The following is a 15,116-nucleotide window of genomic DNA, read 5'->3' as shown; positions in this document are numbered from 1 at the left end:
AAGCCCACGGGAGTGATCTCGCGTGGGCTCGCCTGAGGGTTTGGGGGTCCTGCGTGCGCCCTACACGACGGCGGGTTCCACGTACTCGCCGTACACGGTTTTCAGGATGTGCATCTGTTCGCCGAGCGTGACGTAGGCGTGCGCGCACTCCAGGAAGGCGGGCATGGAGTTCGCTCCCGTGATGGCGGTGTCGTGCAGGGCGTCGATGGCGGCCTTCACGCGCGCGGGGTCGCGTTCGCGCCGCACCTGCGCCAGGCGGGCTTCCTGCACCCGCTCGACCTGTGGGTCGATCAGCTGGATGGGCACCTCGACGGCGTCCTGTACGAAGTCGTTCACGCCCACGATGATGCGGTTTTTGGTCTCAACTTCACGCTGGTAGCGGTAAGCCGCCTCGGCCATTTCCAGCTGAAAGAACCCGCTGTCAATCCCGGCTTCCACGCCGCCCATCGCGCGGATCTGCTCGATGTACCCCATGGCAGCCGCCTCGATGTCGTTCGTGAGTTTCTCGACGTAATAACTGCCGGCCAGGGGGTCCACGACGCCCGCCACGCCGGTCTCGTACGCGATGATCTGCTGGGTGCGCAGGGCGATGGTGGCGGCTTCCTCGGTCGGGAGGGCCAGCGCCTCGTCGAAGGCGTCGGTGTGCAGGCTCTGCGTGCCGCCCAGCACGGCGGCGAGCGCCTGAATGGCGACGCGCGCGATGTTGTTCAGGGGTTGCTGGGCGGGCAGGCTGACCCCGGCGGTCTGCGAGTGGGTGCGCAGCATCCAGCTTTTCGGGTTCTTCGCGCCGTAGTGGTGGCGCATCTGCCGCGCCCAGATGCGCCGGGCGGCGCGCAGCTTGGCGATTTCCTCGAAGAAGTCGTTGTGGATGTCCCAGAAGAAACTGATGCGCGGCGCGAACTCGTCAATGTCCAGGCCGCGTTCCATGGCTTTCTCCACGTAGTGGAAGCCGTCAGCGAGCGTGAAGGCGAGTTCCTGCACGCCGGTCGCGCCCGCCTCGCGGATGTGATACCCGGACACGCTGATGAAGTTCCATTTCGGAACGGTCCGGGGGCCCCACTCGAAGGTGTCGATGACCAGTTTCACGCTGGGGGCGGGCGGGTAGATGAATTCCTTCTGGGCGATGAATTCCTTCAGGATGTCGTTCTGGAGGGTGCCGCCCACCTGCCCCAGGTCCTTGCCCTGCTTCTGCGCGTTGGCGATGTACATGGCCCAGATGGCGTTCGCCGGAGAGTTGATGGTCATGGAGGTCGTGACCTGCGTGGGGTCGATGCCCTGGAACAGGATTTCCATGTCCGCGAGGCTGCTGACCGCCACGCCGCACTTGCCGACCTCGCCCCGGCTGAAGGGGTGGTCGCTGTCGTAGCCCATCAGGGTGGGCAGGTCGAAGGCAGTGCTCAGGCCGGTCTGCCCGGCGCGCAGCAGCGCGTGAAAGCGTTCGTTGGTCTGCTCGGCGCTGCCGAACCCCGCGAACATGCGCATGGTCCAGAGTTTGCCCCGGTACACGCTGGGCTGCACGCCGCGCGTGTACGGGTACTCGCCGGGGTAACCCAGGTCCCGTTCGGCGTCCCAGTCTGTCAGGTCGTCGGCCGTGTAGATGGGTTCGGGCTCCATGTCCGAGAGGTTCTTGAAGTTGTACTTACGTTCCGGGAACTTCTGCATGGCGGGGGCGTAGACGCTGTGAAGCCACTCGTTCTTGCTTTTCATGGGGGGACCTCCGGGGGGCGGGGGAAGGGCCGGAACAAACGCTCGTTAGGGTGGGCCCATGATAGCAGGCACCCGCCCGGCACACGCGCAGGGGCGCGGCGCCCAGTGTTACCGTGTCTGGTAGTGACGACCAACGACTCTCGGCCCAGTACCCCCGACCTGCCCAGTACCCCCGACCTGCCCAGTACCCCCGACCTGCCCAGTACCCCCGACCTGCCCAGTGCACTTGGCCTGCCCAGTGCACTTGGCCTGCCCAGTGCAGGCGACCTCGCTGCCTTCACCCTCGCCGCGCAGCACCCCGCCACGCACGCCTGGCTGGACCGCGATGCCCGCCTGCGGAACCTGACCGAGGAGCACGAATTCGACCTGCAACTCGCCACCGACCTGGACCTCGCCGCGCGGCGCGCCGCCTTCCTGAACGCCGGACCCGAGGCCCCCGCGTACCTGAACCGCTGGGTGCGGGTGAGCACCGACCTGAACGCCATGCTCAGCATCCGCTTCGAGAGGATGGAGGTCACGAAACCCTTCGTGGACGTCAGTGTGACCAGCCGCCCCGTCACCCACGCCGACCTTCCGGCGCTGGCGGACGCGGCCCGCGTGTACGCCGCGTTTCACCCCCCGCGCCTGCGCTTCTGGAGCGCCGCCCCCACGACCGACTGGACGGCCCTCGAACCGGACTTGCGCGTGCTGGCTGCGCCCATCCATACCCTGCGCGGTCACCCGGTCCCCGACGGATTGACCCTGATCCCCACCACGAACACCGAACACTACGCCGACGCGCAGGCCGCGTACGACGCCGTGGACGCCGACCACCCCCACCACGCCTAACAGGCCCGCCTGCTCAGCGTGGAGGATCTGCTGGACACCATCGAGGCCGGCACCATGTTCGGCGTCCACTGGCGCGGCGCGTGGGCCGGGTACGCCGGTACCCTGGCCCACCCGCAGCTGGGCCTGGACGCTCAGGTCGTGCAGGAACTCCTACTCGCCCCGCACGCACGCGGGCAGGGCCTGGGCGCCGCCCTGAGCACCCTGCTCGCCCGCTCCCTGCCCGACCCTGCGCAGGTTCTGAGCGGCACCATTCACGGCCGCAACCGGGGCGCCCTGAGGGCAGCCACCCACGCCGGACGGCAGGACGTGGGCGGCTGGTGGTGGGCGCCGCTGCCCTGAGGGCCGCTCTCCATCCGGCCCGCCGCCCCGGGGCCGGGCTGACATGAGAGACACACCCTGCGGGTATGGTAAAATCCTGTTTTGGGTGTCCCGCCCACGGCGACAGTGCGGCGGGCGTTTTATGCACCACAGTTCATGCAGCAAGATGCAGGGACACTGCCGCCCCTCGCGCCCAGGCCCGTACAGGCCGGACGTGGCCGGGCGGAAAAAGGACGGACAGTTATGGAATACAGGAACATCGCGATCATTGCACACGTCGACCACGGTAAAACCACCCTCGTGGACGCCCTGCTGCGCCAGACCCTGAAGCTCGGCCACGGCGAGGAAATCACCGAACGCGCCATGGACAGCAACGACCTTGAAAAAGAGCGCGGCATCACCATCCTCGCGAAGAACACCGCCGTCGAGTACCAAGGCATCAAGATCAACATCGTCGATACCCCCGGCCACGCCGACTTCGGCGGGGAAGTCGAGCGTGTCCTCGGCATGGTCGACGGCGCCCTGGTCCTCGTGGACGCCGCCGAAGGCCCCATGCCCCAGACCCGCTTCGTGCTGCGCAAGGCCATTGAACTGGGCCTCAAGCCCATCGTGGTCATCAACAAGATCGACCGCAACGACGCCCGCCCCGAAGAAGTCGTCAACCTGACCTTCGACCTGATGGCCGAACTCGGCGCGAACGACGACCAGCTGGACTTCCCGATCCTGTACGCCGTGGCCCGTGAGGGCAAAGCCTACAAGGAACTCGACAAGCCCCAGGACGACATGCACGAACTGTTCGACATGGTCCTCGAGCACATTCCCCCCCCCAGCGTCGACGTGGACGCACCCTTCCAGATGCTGGTCACCAACCTCGACTACAACGAGTACCTGGGCCGCATCGTGCTGGGACGCGTCAAGCGCGGCACCGTCAAGAAGGGCGAGTTCGTCCAGCTGATGCACAAAGACGGCACCATGACCAAGACGCGCGTCGTGCAGCCCTTCACCCACATGGGCCTGCGCCGCATCGAAGTGGACTCCGTCAGTGCCGGTGACATCGTCGCCCTGGCCGGCATCGAAGACGCCCAGATCGGTGAAACGGTCGCCGACCTCGCTGACCCCGAAGCGCTGCCCATCATCACCGTCGACGAACCCACCGTCAGCATGATCTTCCAGCCGAACACCAGCCCGTTTGCGGGCCGCGACGGCAAGTACGTCACCAGCCGTCACCTGAACGACCGCCTCAAGAAAGAAGTCATGACCAACGTCTCCCTGAAAGTCGAGGAAATCCGCCCCGACGAATTCAAGGTCAGCGGCCGCGGCGAACTGCACCTGAGCATCCTGCTCGAAACCATGCGCCGCGAAGGCTACGAAGTGCAGGTCGGCGCGCCCCAGGTCATCATCCGCGAGATCGACGGCGAGAAGCACGAACCCATCGAGCACCTCGTCCTGGACATGCCCGAAACCCTCTCCAGCGCCGTCATCGGCGTGCTGGGCAGCCGCAAAGGCCAGATGGTCAACATGGAACCCATGGGCAGCCGCGTCCGCGTGGAATTCAAGATCCCCAGCCGCGCCCTGTTCGGCTTCCGCAACCAGTTCCTGAGCATGACCCAGGGCGAAGGCATCATGAGCCACATCTTCGACGGCTACGCACCCTGGGCCGGTGAGATCAAGAGCCGCCAGAACGGCAGCCTCGTGTCCATGGAAGACGGCCCGGCGTTCGCGTACTCCATCTGGAAACTCCAGGACCGCGGCTCCTTCTTCATCGAGGCCGGCGCGGAAGTGTACGTCGGCATGATCGTCGGCGAGAACGCCCGCGAGCAGGACATGAACGTGAACGTCTGCAAGAACAAGAAGCTCACGAACGTCCGCTCCAGCGGCGCCGACGACGCCCTGACCCTGACGCCCATCCGCAAACTGAGCCTCGAAGACGCCCTGGAGTACATCAGCGAGGACGAACTCGTGGAACTTACCCCCCACAGCATCCGCCTGCGCAAGAAAGTCCTGAACCCCAGCCTGCGCAAATAAGACTGGTCCCGACAGGTCACTGGTCTGCCTGCCCCCCGCCCGCAAGGTGGGGGGCCCTTCAGTGGTCGTGCTGTCCGTGCCGGAATCGGAGGGAAAGTCGGCACGGACGGGTGTGCGGGGGTTGCATTCGCTGATCGGCGGGCTGGACGCAGGGAACGCCGGGAACCTCGCGTTTCATGAGGGACTGGGGGGCCTGCGGGTGGCGCTGAGCGGGTCTGACGCAGGTGCATGTGTACACTGAGGCATGCTGGAAGTCATGACGGGAGGGCGTGCGTAATGGACCTGGGTGACCTGCTGGGGCCGCTGGGCTGGATGGTGCAGGTGGCGGCGGCGTTCGCCATCGCCTTTTTCGCCAGGGCGGTGTTCTCGCGTCAGGGTAAGACGTTCGCGGGGGTGGCGCGCGCCTCGGCCGTGATCGCGGTGCTGGCGGTGCTGGGCGCGGCGTGGGTGGTTCATCCGGCCGCCGGGATGCTGCTGGGGTTCTTCGGCTCGCGTGCGTTCGGGAACTGGCGCGGCGCGCAGCTGGGGTTGCTGGCCGGGTTGCTGGCGGCGGCGGTGTTTATGGCGCTGGGGGCGGGTTGGTTGATCTTCCCGCTGTTCTTCATGGGGATGGCGTGGCTGTTGTCCTCGCCGTTCCGGGAGCAGATGCCGGGGAGCGCGGCCCCGGCTCCTTCGGCGCAGTTGCCGTAGCAGGCGGGCGGCGTGATTCTGACCAAATCTCCCGGGGTGGCGCGCGAGGACGCCGGGCTGGGCGCGTACGTGCATGACGAGCGGCTCCCGGCGGACGCCCGCGCTCAGCTGGCGGCGCTGAACCTGCGTTCGCAGGAGGCGCTGGACCTGTTGCGCGCGCAGGGGCAGGCGGGCAGCGAGGCGGAGTACGTGGCGCGCGCCATCCGTGAGGAGTACGCCCCGAACTCGGTCGAGGCGTACCTGAAGCTGCCGCGCGCCCTGGCGGACAGCGCGCCGTTGCAGGACGGCAAGACTGGCCGCGCCCTGCTGGTCGAGCAGCTGGAGTTGCTGCTGGAGGGCGTGCAGGATGTCCTGAACTCGGCGCTCGAGTCGGGGGGGCAGGAGTTGCTGACGCACGGGCGCTTCCTGCGGGACCGGTTCGCGAAGCCGACGCTGGACCTGGGGGCAGGCCTGCGCGTGCCAGTCGAGGTCAAGCCGACCTGAGGCGCGGTGTCGGGTAGGTCAGGGCGGCTGACTCGCCTGCCTGGGCGCCGGATACGCGGGGCGGGGTTACGCACAGGGCGTAACGCGCTATGCTGGGGGGGAATGTCTGCTCCTGCTGCTCCCACCACCCACGATGCCGCTGCCCTGAACATCCTGAAACGGGTGTGGGGGTACGACGCCTTCCGGGGCGTGCAGGGCGACATCGTGCGAACTGTCGCGCAGGGTGGAAACGCGCTGGTCCTGATGCCTACCGGCGGCGGCAAGAGCCTGTGCTATCAGGTGCCCAGCCTGCTGCGTCCCGGCGTGGGCGTGATCGTCTCGCCGCTGATCGCGCTGATGAAGGACCAGGTGGACACCCTGCGGGCGCTCGGCGTGCGGGCCGCGTTCCTGAACTCCACCCTGTCCCCCGACGGCGTGCGCGAGGTCGAATCGGCCGTGCTGTCCGGTGACCTGGACCTGCTGTATGTGGCGCCGGAACGCCTGCTGCTACCGCGCACGCTGGAGCTGCTCGACCGCGCGCCCGTGGCGCTGTTCGCGGTGGATGAGGCGCACTGTGTCTCGCAGTGGGGCCACGACTTCCGGCCCGAGTACCAGGGGCTGGGCGTCCTCCCTGACCGGTACCCGCACATTCCGCGCCTCGCGCTGACCGCCACCGCCGATGACCGCACCCGCGCCGATATCCTCAGCGTGCTGCAACTGGGCGGCGCGCCGCAGTTCATCAGCTCCTTTGACCGCCCGAACATCCAGTACCGCGTGGCGAACAAAGAAGGCCCCAAGACGCAACTGCTGGAGTTCATCAACGCCGAGCACCGGGGAGACGCCGGTATCGTGTACTGCCTGTCCCGCAAGAGCGTAGAGGAAACTGCGCGCTGGCTCCAGACGCAGGGTGTAGACGCCGTCGCTTACCACGCGGGCCTCCCGCCACGCGAACGCAACAGCGCCCAGGAACGCTTCCTGAACGAGGAAGGGCTGGTCGTGGTCGCCACGGTCGCTTTCGGCATGGGGATCGACAAACCCAATGTGCGCTTCGTGGCGCACCTGGACCTCCCCAAGAGCATGGAAAGCTACTACCAGGAAACGGGCCGCGCCGGGCGCGATGGCCTGCCCAGCACCGCCTGGATGGTCTACGGCCTGGCCGACGTGGTGAACGTGCGCCGCATGCTGGCCTCCAGCGACGCGCCCGAGGAGGTCAAGCGCGTGGAGGCAGCGAAACTCGACGCGCTGCTCACGTACTGCGAGGCCGCCACGTGCCGCCGACAGGTGCTGCTGTCGTACTTCGGCGAGGAATTGAGCGAGCCCTGCGGCAACTGCGACACCTGCCTGAACCCGCCCAGCGTCCGGGACGCGACCCGCGAGGCGCAGATGGCGCTGTCCGCCGTGATCCGCACCGGCAACCGCTTCGGGGCCGCCCACCTGACCGACGTGCTGATCGGCCGCGCCACCGAACGCATCGTGAGCCTCGGGCATCACCAACTGCCGACGTTTGCGGTCGGGGCGGCGCACGACGAGAAGTACTGGCGCGGCCTGCTGCGGCAACTGGTGAGCCTCGGGTACCTGGCCGCCGGGGAGCACCATGGTCTGAGTGCCACCGGCAAGGCCCGCGCCATCCTGAAAGGCGAGCAGACCCTCGCGCTGAGAGAAGACACCCTGGCCCCCCGCCCGGGCAAGCGCGACCGGGACCGCGCCGGAGGCGGGCCGGGGCGCGCCCCAGTTGCCCCGGCCGACCAGCCGCTGTTCGAGGCCCTGCGTGCCTGGAGGCTGGAACGTGCCCGCGCACAGGGCGTCCCGCCGTATGTAGTGTTCACGGACGCCACCCTGAAGGCCGTCTGCGACCTGAAACCCACCAGCTCCGCCCTGCTGGGCACCGTCAGCGGGGTCGGGCAGCGCAAACTCGCGGATTACGGCGACGAGGTCGTGCAGATCGTCCGCGATCACCTGACCGGCACGCCCGTCCCCCAGGGCACCGCGCAGGAGCGCGGCGTGCGCGAGAACAGCGCCTTACTGGGCGTCCTGCGCGGCGCTGTTCCCGGTGCTCCGCGCCCCAGTGGCCCGGTCCCCAGCGCCCCGGCCCTGCTGGATGCCCCGTCCAGCGGGTCCGCCACAGCCCGCCCGGACCGCGTGGCCGACGCCCTGCGTGACCTGCGCCGCGACCTGACCCGCGAGACCGGCCTGAGCGCCTACGTCGTTTTCACGAACGCGACGCTGGACGCCCTGGCCGCCCGCCAGCCGCAATCGGTGGCGGAACTGACCGACATTCCCGGCCTGGGCCCCAAACGCATCGAGAACTACGGGGCGCGCCTCGTGCAGGCCATCCGCAGCGTGACCGGCAGTAGCGTGCCGGGCAGCAGCGGTATGGGCAGCACCTTGGAAACTACGAGCGACTGACGCCACGGACCCCGACTTCGGCGCTGCCTCCTTGCCTGGCGCGGTGCCCGTCGATCTCGCGTTGCAGGAAGTAGTTCAGCAGCGTGCGCAGCGTGGCAATGGCGGCCAGTTTCCCGATGTCGTCCCAGCTGGGCGCAATCGCGGTGCGCAGGATGTCGGCCGCCAGGGTGAATTCCAGCGCCACGGCCAGCCAGCGTGCCAGGTCCAGCCGCAGGCTTTCTTTCTGCACATCCGGGGCGGCGTCATGTTCTGAAAATGTGCGGCCTGCGAACTTGTTCCCTGCGAACCTGGGTGGTACGAACGCCAGCAACGCCCGCACCGCCCCCACCAGCGCCGCGAGCGCGATGATGATGGCCGCCGTGAGTTCCACACCCAGCGCCACGTACTCCGTCCAGACTTTCACCAGTTCAGGCATACGCTACAGCCTGCCACGGGTCCGGGCAGCGGTGGACGGCGTAGGGTTGATGAAACAACCACGGGTGCTCACTCACCCCCAACTGTCAGCCTCCAACACTGCGCGCTTACAGGGTCAGGGCCAGTTCGACTGCTTCGCGCAGGCCGCCGTCGTCCACATGCGCCACGCGGTAGCGGCTGGCAGCCACGGCGGGCGGGTCGGCGTTCTCCATGGCGACGGGATGCCCGACGACACGCATGGCAGCCACGTCATTCTCACCGTCGCCGACCATCATCACGCGGTCCATGGGAACGCCGTAGTGTGCGGCGATGCGTTTGGTGGCGCTGCCCTTGCTGATGCCTGCGCGGGTCACGCTGACGAACGACACGTCCGGCATGACCGGACTGCCCGCCGGATGCAGGTCCAGGCCCTCGTGCGGGTCGTTCACGACTGCGCGCTCGTCGGTGCGGGGCACGACCCACTGCACACGCACCACTGTCCCCTCAAGCGCCTCGGGCGGGCGGGCCTCGTACGGAACGCCCAGCAGCTCGGCGTGCCTCTGCGCGTACTCGCCGGGCTGCGTCACCGCGAATTCCAGGTCCGTGTACACCTCCAGCAGTCGTCCGGTCTGGTGCGCCCGGTCGATCAATCCCGGCAGGGCCTGCGGCGGGAACGGTTCGCTGAGGCTCTCGCCGCTGCTAACCTGCACGATGCTCGCGCCGTTCTGGAACACGTGCCAGCCGTCCGGGTCCAGCCTCTGCGCGTACGCGCGCGCATTGCCCACAGCGGGCCGACCCGAACACAGCGCGATCCGCACGCCCCGCGCGCGCGCGTCCGCCAGGGCGGCCCACACGTCGTCCCGGATCACGTTCCCGGTGCCCACCAGGGTGCCGTCTACATCTACACAGATCAGTCCAAGCATCCGGGCACTATAGGCCTGGAGCGTCAGGGCAGGGCACGCCGGGATGGACAGCGCGGCTGTGCAGGTAGGGCAGCTGTGCAGGTAGCGCGGCTGTGCGGGTAGGGCGGCGGGAACGGGGGAGAGGTCAGCTCAGCCGCGAACGCTGGGCGGCCGGGGCGTCCAGTGCCCCTCGCGTTCTAGCGTGGCCTGCCCGCCCACGTGCACGGCGCTGACCTGCTCGCCCGTGAGTTCCAGTTCGACCTCGATCTCGCCGGGCGTGCCCAGCGCGTGACCTTGGTAGATCATGCCGCACGCACGTTCCTGCCGCACCGGAAGGCGGCCCTGGCTGGCCAGCAGCGCCATGAGTGCCCCGCCGCTACTCCCGGTGACCGGATCCTCGGGAATGCCCAGAGCCGGGGCAAAATCCCGCGCGGCAAAGCGGTTGACGCCCATGGGTGCGTACGCGTAGATGCTGCCCACTTCCAGCGAGTCGGTCAGTGCGTGAATGCGCGGGAAGTCCGGTTCCAGCCCGTCGAGGATCACGGCGTCCAGCAGGGGCACGAATACGCTCCACAGGCCGGTACTGGCCGCCGCCAGCGGCAGGCCCCGGTGAATCATGCGCGGGTCGAGGCCCAGCACGTCGGCCAGCTCGGCGCGCAGCGTTCCGGGCACGGCGCGGTACTGCGGCGTGGGCTGCTGCATCCACACGCGCCACGGCACCCCCGCGCGGCATTCCAGCCGCAGGGGTATGCGTCCGGCCAGTGTATCCAGGGCCAGCGCTTCGCCGCTCCAGAGTCCCGCCTGCGCCATCGTGAGTCCCAGCGCGACGGTCGCGTGCCCACAGAAGTCCACCTCCTGCGTGGGCGTGAAGTACCGCACGCGGGCCAGTCCATCCGCGTGCCCCAGCACGAACACGGTTTCCGGGGCGTCCAGCATGGCGGCCAGCGACTGCATGTCCTGCCGGTTCAGGTGAGAGGCGTCCAGCACCACGCCCGCCCGGTTGCCGTGCCCGGGCGTGTCGGTGAAGGCACTCACCTCGCAATACGCGATCATTCCGGCAGTCTACCGCATCCCCCTGCGCCCTCCAGGCGCCCGCCGAAGCCCGGTGCGCGGGAAGGTACCTCTCGCATCAACCAGCAGGCAGCAAACAATTCTTTCACGATCTAGCCATATCGTGAATATATTCACTTGCCACTGTTCTTTGCTTTACTGCCACGGAGTAGTAGCCGGGCGGAGCAGGGAAGCCGTCTCCGACCTCCCCCCACCGCCCCCAGGCGCGCTGTCTTCAGGGACGCATGCGGGTCAGCATCCGCGGGAAGGGAATCGCCTCGCGGATGTGGTCGATGCCGGTAATCCACGCGATCACGCGCTCCAGGCCCATGCCGTACCCAGCGTGCGGCATGCTGCCCGTGCGGCGTAGGTCCAGGTACCACTCGAAGGCTTCGAGCGGCAGGCCCTCGTGCTCGATGCGGGCCTTGAGCAGGTCGTAATCGTGAATGCGTTCGCTCCCGCCGATGATCTCGCCGTAGCCGTCCGGGGCGATCATGTCGTCGCACAGCGCCACACGCGGATCCTCGGGGTCCGGCTGCATGTAGAAGGCCTTGATGGCCGCCGGGTATTTCTCGATAATCACGGGCCGGTCAAAATGATGGCCCAGGATCGTCTCGTGCGGCGCGCCCAGGTCGTCACCCCACTCGACGGGCTGTACGTCCGCCTGCACGTTCGGGGGCAGGTCGTGGTTCTCGATGTGCTGGCGCACGATGTCCAGCGCCTCGGTGTACGTGACGCGCGGGTAGTTGCCTTCCGCCGCCCCGGCCAGTTTGCTCACGTCGCGGCCCAGCAGGTCCAGTTCCACGCGGCACTCGTCCAGCACGCGGCGCACGATGAAACTCACCATGCGCTCCTGGAGGTTCATGTTCTCCGCGTGGTTGCTGGGCACCACCTCGGGTTCCACCATCCAGAATTCCAGCAGGTGACGCCGCGTCTTGCTCTTCTCGGCGCGGAAGGTCGGGCCGAAGGTGTAGACCTTGCCAAACGCGAACGCACCCGCCTCGGCGTGCAGCTGCCCGGTCTGGCTCAGGTACGCTTTGTCCTCACCGAACAGGTCAATTTCAAACAGTTCCGTGGTGCCCTCGGCAGCGTTCGGCGTGAAGAACGGCGCGTCGAACCGGATGAAACCCTCACCGTGAAAGAAATCCACGATGGCACGCTGCACGCTGTCCCGCACCCGCATGATCGCCCACGGTCGGCGGTGACGCAGCCACACGTGCCGGTGATCCATCAGGAACTCGATACCGTGCTCCTTGGGCGTAATGGGGTACTCACCATGGTTCTCGCTGATGGGGGAGACGTTCCGCACACTGAGTTCCACGCCACCCGGAGCACGCTCGTCGGCGCGGACCTCGCCGGTCACCGTCACCGCCTGCTCCTGCGTCAGCCGTTTGGCGAGGTCGAACACGTCCTCGGGCACGTCCGCCTTGAACACGGTCGCCTGCACGAACCCACTGCCGTCCCGGAGTTTCAGGAACTGAATCTTGCCCTTGCCGCTCTTATCCGTCAGCCACGCGTGCAGCGTGACCGTCTCGCCCACGTGGGCGCTCAGGTTCTCGATACTGATTGAAGCCATGAGCGGAAGTATACGGATTCCGTTTGCCGCCTCGAAAGACCGCTGATGTCCCGGTCGCTCACGACCACGACCGCCGGTCCACCCTGCGCCAACTGTTCAACGGGGGTACCTCCGGGCAGATGAGCCCGGACGTGAGCGCTCAGGTCGCGGTCCGGCTTTCGACTGTCAACGATGAAGCATCAACAGGAACAGCGGCCCGTCTCCGCGCCGCTGCTTCTGCCTGCCTGGTCCGCGCTTACTTCAGGGCGTCGTTCATGCCGATCACGTCGGCGACCTTGAGACTGGCGCCGCCCACCAGCGCACCGTTCACATGGGGCTTGCCGCAGATCAGCGCGATGTTGTCCGGCTTGACACTACCGCCGTACAGCACCCGGATGTCGGCGGCCTTGTCGCCGTACTGCTCCGCAAGCAGGTCATGAATCGCCGCACCCATTTCCTCGGCGTCGTCGGCGGTAGCGGTCTTACCCGTGCCAATCGCCCAGACGGGTTCGTAGGCCACGACCACAGCCGCGCCCACTCCGCTGAGGCTGCCTTTCAGTTGCGCCAGCGTGTACGCCACATGCTCGCCTTTTTCGCGCACGTCCAGTTTCTCACCCACGCAAACGATCGGCACGAGGCCATTGGCCTGGGCCTGCTGGGCTTTTTTCGCCACCTGCGCGTCGGTCTCGTGGTGGTAGTCGCGGCGTTCACTGTGTCCAACCACCACATAAGCCGCGCCGATGTCCCCCAGCATCGAGGCGCTGATCTCGCCCGTGTACGCGCCTGCCTCGTGCTCGGACACGTCCTGAGCGCCAAAGCTCACGCCCGCCGGTAGGTTGGCGACGAGGGTGGAGAGGTCCAGCGCCGGCGCCATCACGGCCAGCTCCACACCGTCTACGGGGGCGTACTTCCCCTTGAGTTCTTCGGCCCACGAGCGGGCCTCGGAGGGGGTCTTGTTCATTTTCCAGTTGAGGGCAAGAAGGGTGTTCGGCATGGATTCTCCTTTGAAGCGACTACGAATTGAACGGACGCAAGCCCAGGCTCTGAGAAAAGCGCACCAGGTAGCCGTCGGGGTCTTGCACCAGAAATTGGCGCACGCCCGTTTGCTGGTCGTTCACGCGGTACCACTGTTCTTCCGGTTCTACGAACAGCGGCCAGTTTGCCCCACTCAGGCGTTCTAAAATCGGTTGCACATCGGGCACGGTGAGTTCAAAGTTGATCCCGCGCCCGAACGGACGTTCCAGCGGCCCCGTTTCCCAGGTGCGCGTCTGCCCGATCTGGTCGAGCATGACATGGGCACTGCCCAGCACGATGTAGGCGAACCGGTCTTCCGGGCGCTCGTAATCAATCTGGAAACCCAACAGGTCGACCCAGAAGCGCAGGCTGGCCCCAATGTCGGTGACCGTCAGTTCGGGCACGAGGTCGGGCAGGAACTCGGGGCCGCTCACGCTTATTCCATCGCCTTGACGCCTGGGAGTTCCTTGCCTTCGAGCAGTTCCAAGCTGGCGCCGCCGCCCGTGCTGATGTGAGATACGCGGTCCGCCTGGCCGCTCTTGTTGATGGCGCTGACGCTGTCGCCGCCGCCGATCACGCTGTACGTGCCCGCCCCGAGGTCCGCGACGGCCCGCGCGATGGCGTTCGTGCCACTGGCGAATTTCTCGAACTCGAACACGCCCATCGGGCCGTTCCAGAACACGGTTTTCGCTCCCTGCAGCGCCTGCGTGAAGGCTTCCTGGCTATCCGGGCCGATGTCCATGCCGCTCCAGCCGTCGGGAATCTCGGCGGTGGGGACCACGCGGGTGTTCGCCTGCGCGCTGAACGCGTCACCGACCACGGTGTCGGTGGGCAGCACGATCTTGTCACCGTACCTCGCGAGCAGTTCGCGGGCCTTGTCCAGGAAGTCGTCTTCGTGGATGCTGTTGCCGATGTTCCCACCCTGCGCCTTCACGAAGGTGTAGGCCATGCCGCCGCCGATCAGCATGCGGTCCACGGTGGGCAACAGGTTCTCGATGACCAGCAGTTTGTCGCTGACTTTCGCGCCGCCGATGATCACCACGTAGGGGTGCTCCGGGTGCTTCAGGAGCTTCCCGAGGGCCGTCACCTCGGCTTCCAGCAGTAGCCCGCCCGCGTGCGGGAGCAGGCCCGCCACGCCGGACACGGAGGCGTGCGCACGGTGCGCACTGCCGAAGGCGTCCAGCACGAACGCGTCGCCCAGGCGCGCCAGGCGGCCGCTGAGGTCCGCGTCGTTCTTCTCCTCGCCCGCGCTGAAACGCACGTTCTCCAGCAGTGCCACGGCGCCCTCCGGCAGGGCCTGAACGGCGGCCAGGGTCTCGTCACTGTCGGCAGCGTCCGCCAGGAACGTCACGGGCTGGCCCAGCGCGCCCTCCAGCACGGGGGCGACGGGTTTCAGGGAGTACTTGGCTTCCGGGCCGTTCTTCGGGCGGCCGAAGTGGCTCATCAGGATCACGTTGCGCGCGCCCGCGTCGAGCAGCGCTCGGATGGTGGGGAGGCTCGCCGTGACGCGCGTGTCGTCCTGCACCACGCCGTCACTGACCGGCACGTTGTAATCCACGCGCACCAGCACGCGCTTTCCACTCACATTCAATGATTTCAGGTTCTTCATGGTCCCTCCGGGGCAAAGGCAGGTCGTACAGGCAGGCAAAAGGTGATGGTTGATGGTTGACAGTCGGGAAACCATCAATCATCGTAACTGCTCAGCACGATAAACACGGCAAAAAACGCTTGTTCCCGTTTTGTATGAGCATAATATTTACTGCAAA

The 15,116-nt window shown here is 67.2% G+C and carries 14 protein-coding genes; 6 read left to right on the top strand and 8 right to left on the bottom strand.

Features of this window, described 5'->3' with window-relative positions; translation table 11 throughout:
- Window positions 1-60: 60 nt before the first annotated feature.
- Window positions 61-1,707, bottom strand: coding sequence for a methylmalonyl-CoA mutase family protein (locus tag QZ271_RS06865; RefSeq protein ID WP_291429982.1), 1,647 nt, complete (start codon window positions 1,705-1,707; stop codon window positions 61-63).
- 123 nt (window positions 1,708-1,830) lie between these two features.
- Here QZ271_RS06865 and QZ271_RS06860 point away from each other — a divergent pair, with 123 nt between their 5' ends.
- The 6 genes from QZ271_RS06860 to recQ all read left to right on the top strand — a co-directional run bounded on the left by QZ271_RS06860 (window position 1,831) and on the right by recQ (window position 8,436).
- Window positions 1,831-2,535: a hypothetical protein gene (locus QZ271_RS06860; RefSeq protein WP_291429981.1), complete on the top strand. Its 705-nt coding sequence runs from the start codon at window positions 1,831-1,833 to the stop codon at window positions 2,533-2,535.
- Window positions 2,536-2,553: 18 nt separating this feature from the next.
- On the top strand, window positions 2,554-2,874 hold the full coding sequence (locus QZ271_RS06855) for a hypothetical protein (protein WP_291429980.1): 321 nt from the start codon (window positions 2,554-2,556) through the stop codon (window positions 2,872-2,874).
- Between the two features lie 222 nt (window positions 2,875-3,096).
- Window positions 3,097-4,878 (top strand): translational GTPase TypA, encoded by a 1,782-nt coding sequence (gene typA, locus QZ271_RS06850; RefSeq protein ID WP_291429979.1) that lies wholly within the window; start codon window positions 3,097-3,099, stop codon window positions 4,876-4,878.
- Between the two features lie 276 nt (window positions 4,879-5,154).
- On the top strand, window positions 5,155-5,568 hold the full coding sequence (locus QZ271_RS06845; RefSeq protein WP_291429978.1) for a hypothetical protein: 414 nt from the start codon (window positions 5,155-5,157) through the stop codon (window positions 5,566-5,568).
- Window positions 5,569-5,580: 12 nt separating this feature from the next.
- Window positions 5,581-6,051, top strand: a complete 471-nt coding sequence (locus QZ271_RS06840; RefSeq protein WP_291429977.1) for a hypothetical protein — start codon at window positions 5,581-5,583, stop codon at window positions 6,049-6,051.
- Window positions 6,052-6,153: 102 nt separating this feature from the next.
- Window positions 6,154-8,436: a DNA helicase RecQ gene (recQ, locus tag QZ271_RS06835; protein ID WP_291429976.1), complete on the top strand. Its 2,283-nt coding sequence runs from the start codon at window positions 6,154-6,156 to the stop codon at window positions 8,434-8,436.
- Here the strand turns inward: recQ and QZ271_RS06830 are convergent.
- The 7 genes from QZ271_RS06830 to pgk all read right to left on the bottom strand — a co-directional run bounded on the left by QZ271_RS06830 (window position 8,423) and on the right by pgk (window position 14,959).
- Complete coding sequence (locus tag QZ271_RS06830) at window positions 8,423-8,851, bottom strand: DUF1622 domain-containing protein (protein WP_291429975.1); 429 nt, start codon at window positions 8,849-8,851, stop codon at window positions 8,423-8,425. The two genes, recQ and QZ271_RS06830, sit on opposite strands and share 14 nt — an antisense overlap.
- A 106-nt stretch (window positions 8,852-8,957) precedes the next feature.
- Window positions 8,958-9,752, bottom strand: a complete 795-nt coding sequence (locus QZ271_RS06825) for a Cof-type HAD-IIB family hydrolase (RefSeq protein WP_291429974.1) — start codon at window positions 9,750-9,752, stop codon at window positions 8,958-8,960.
- Between the two features lie 129 nt (window positions 9,753-9,881).
- Window positions 9,882-10,784 carry a PhzF family phenazine biosynthesis isomerase gene (locus QZ271_RS06820; protein ID WP_291429973.1) on the bottom strand — a complete coding sequence of 301 codons (903 nt, stop codon included), beginning with the start codon at window positions 10,782-10,784 and terminating at the stop codon, window positions 9,882-9,884.
- Between the two features lie 232 nt (window positions 10,785-11,016).
- Window positions 11,017-12,357 (bottom strand): asparagine--tRNA ligase, encoded by a 1,341-nt coding sequence (gene asnS, locus QZ271_RS06815; protein ID WP_291429972.1) that lies wholly within the window; start codon window positions 12,355-12,357, stop codon window positions 11,017-11,019.
- Window positions 12,358-12,592: 235 nt separating this feature from the next.
- Window positions 12,593-13,330, bottom strand: coding sequence for a triose-phosphate isomerase (gene tpiA / locus QZ271_RS06810; RefSeq protein WP_291429971.1), 738 nt, complete (start codon window positions 13,328-13,330; stop codon window positions 12,593-12,595).
- 19 nt (window positions 13,331-13,349) lie between these two features.
- A complete protein-coding gene (locus QZ271_RS06805) occupies window positions 13,350-13,784 on the bottom strand; it encodes a VOC family protein (protein WP_291429970.1) in 435 nt (144 codons plus the stop codon).
- Between the two features lie 2 nt (window positions 13,785-13,786).
- The gene (gene pgk, locus QZ271_RS06800) at window positions 13,787-14,959 is read right to left on the bottom strand and encodes a phosphoglycerate kinase (RefSeq protein WP_291429969.1); all 1,173 of its coding nucleotides are present in this window, start codon (window positions 14,957-14,959) and stop codon (window positions 13,787-13,789) included.
- Window positions 14,960-15,116 lie beyond the last annotated feature (157 nt).

Origin of the sequence: Deinococcus sp. (assembly GCF_018260555.1) — a bacterium.
Classification (GTDB): domain Bacteria; phylum Deinococcota; class Deinococci; order Deinococcales; family Deinococcaceae; genus Deinococcus.
Note: the sequence above shows the minus strand (reverse complement) of the source record. Positions and strands in the feature narration are given on the sequence as shown.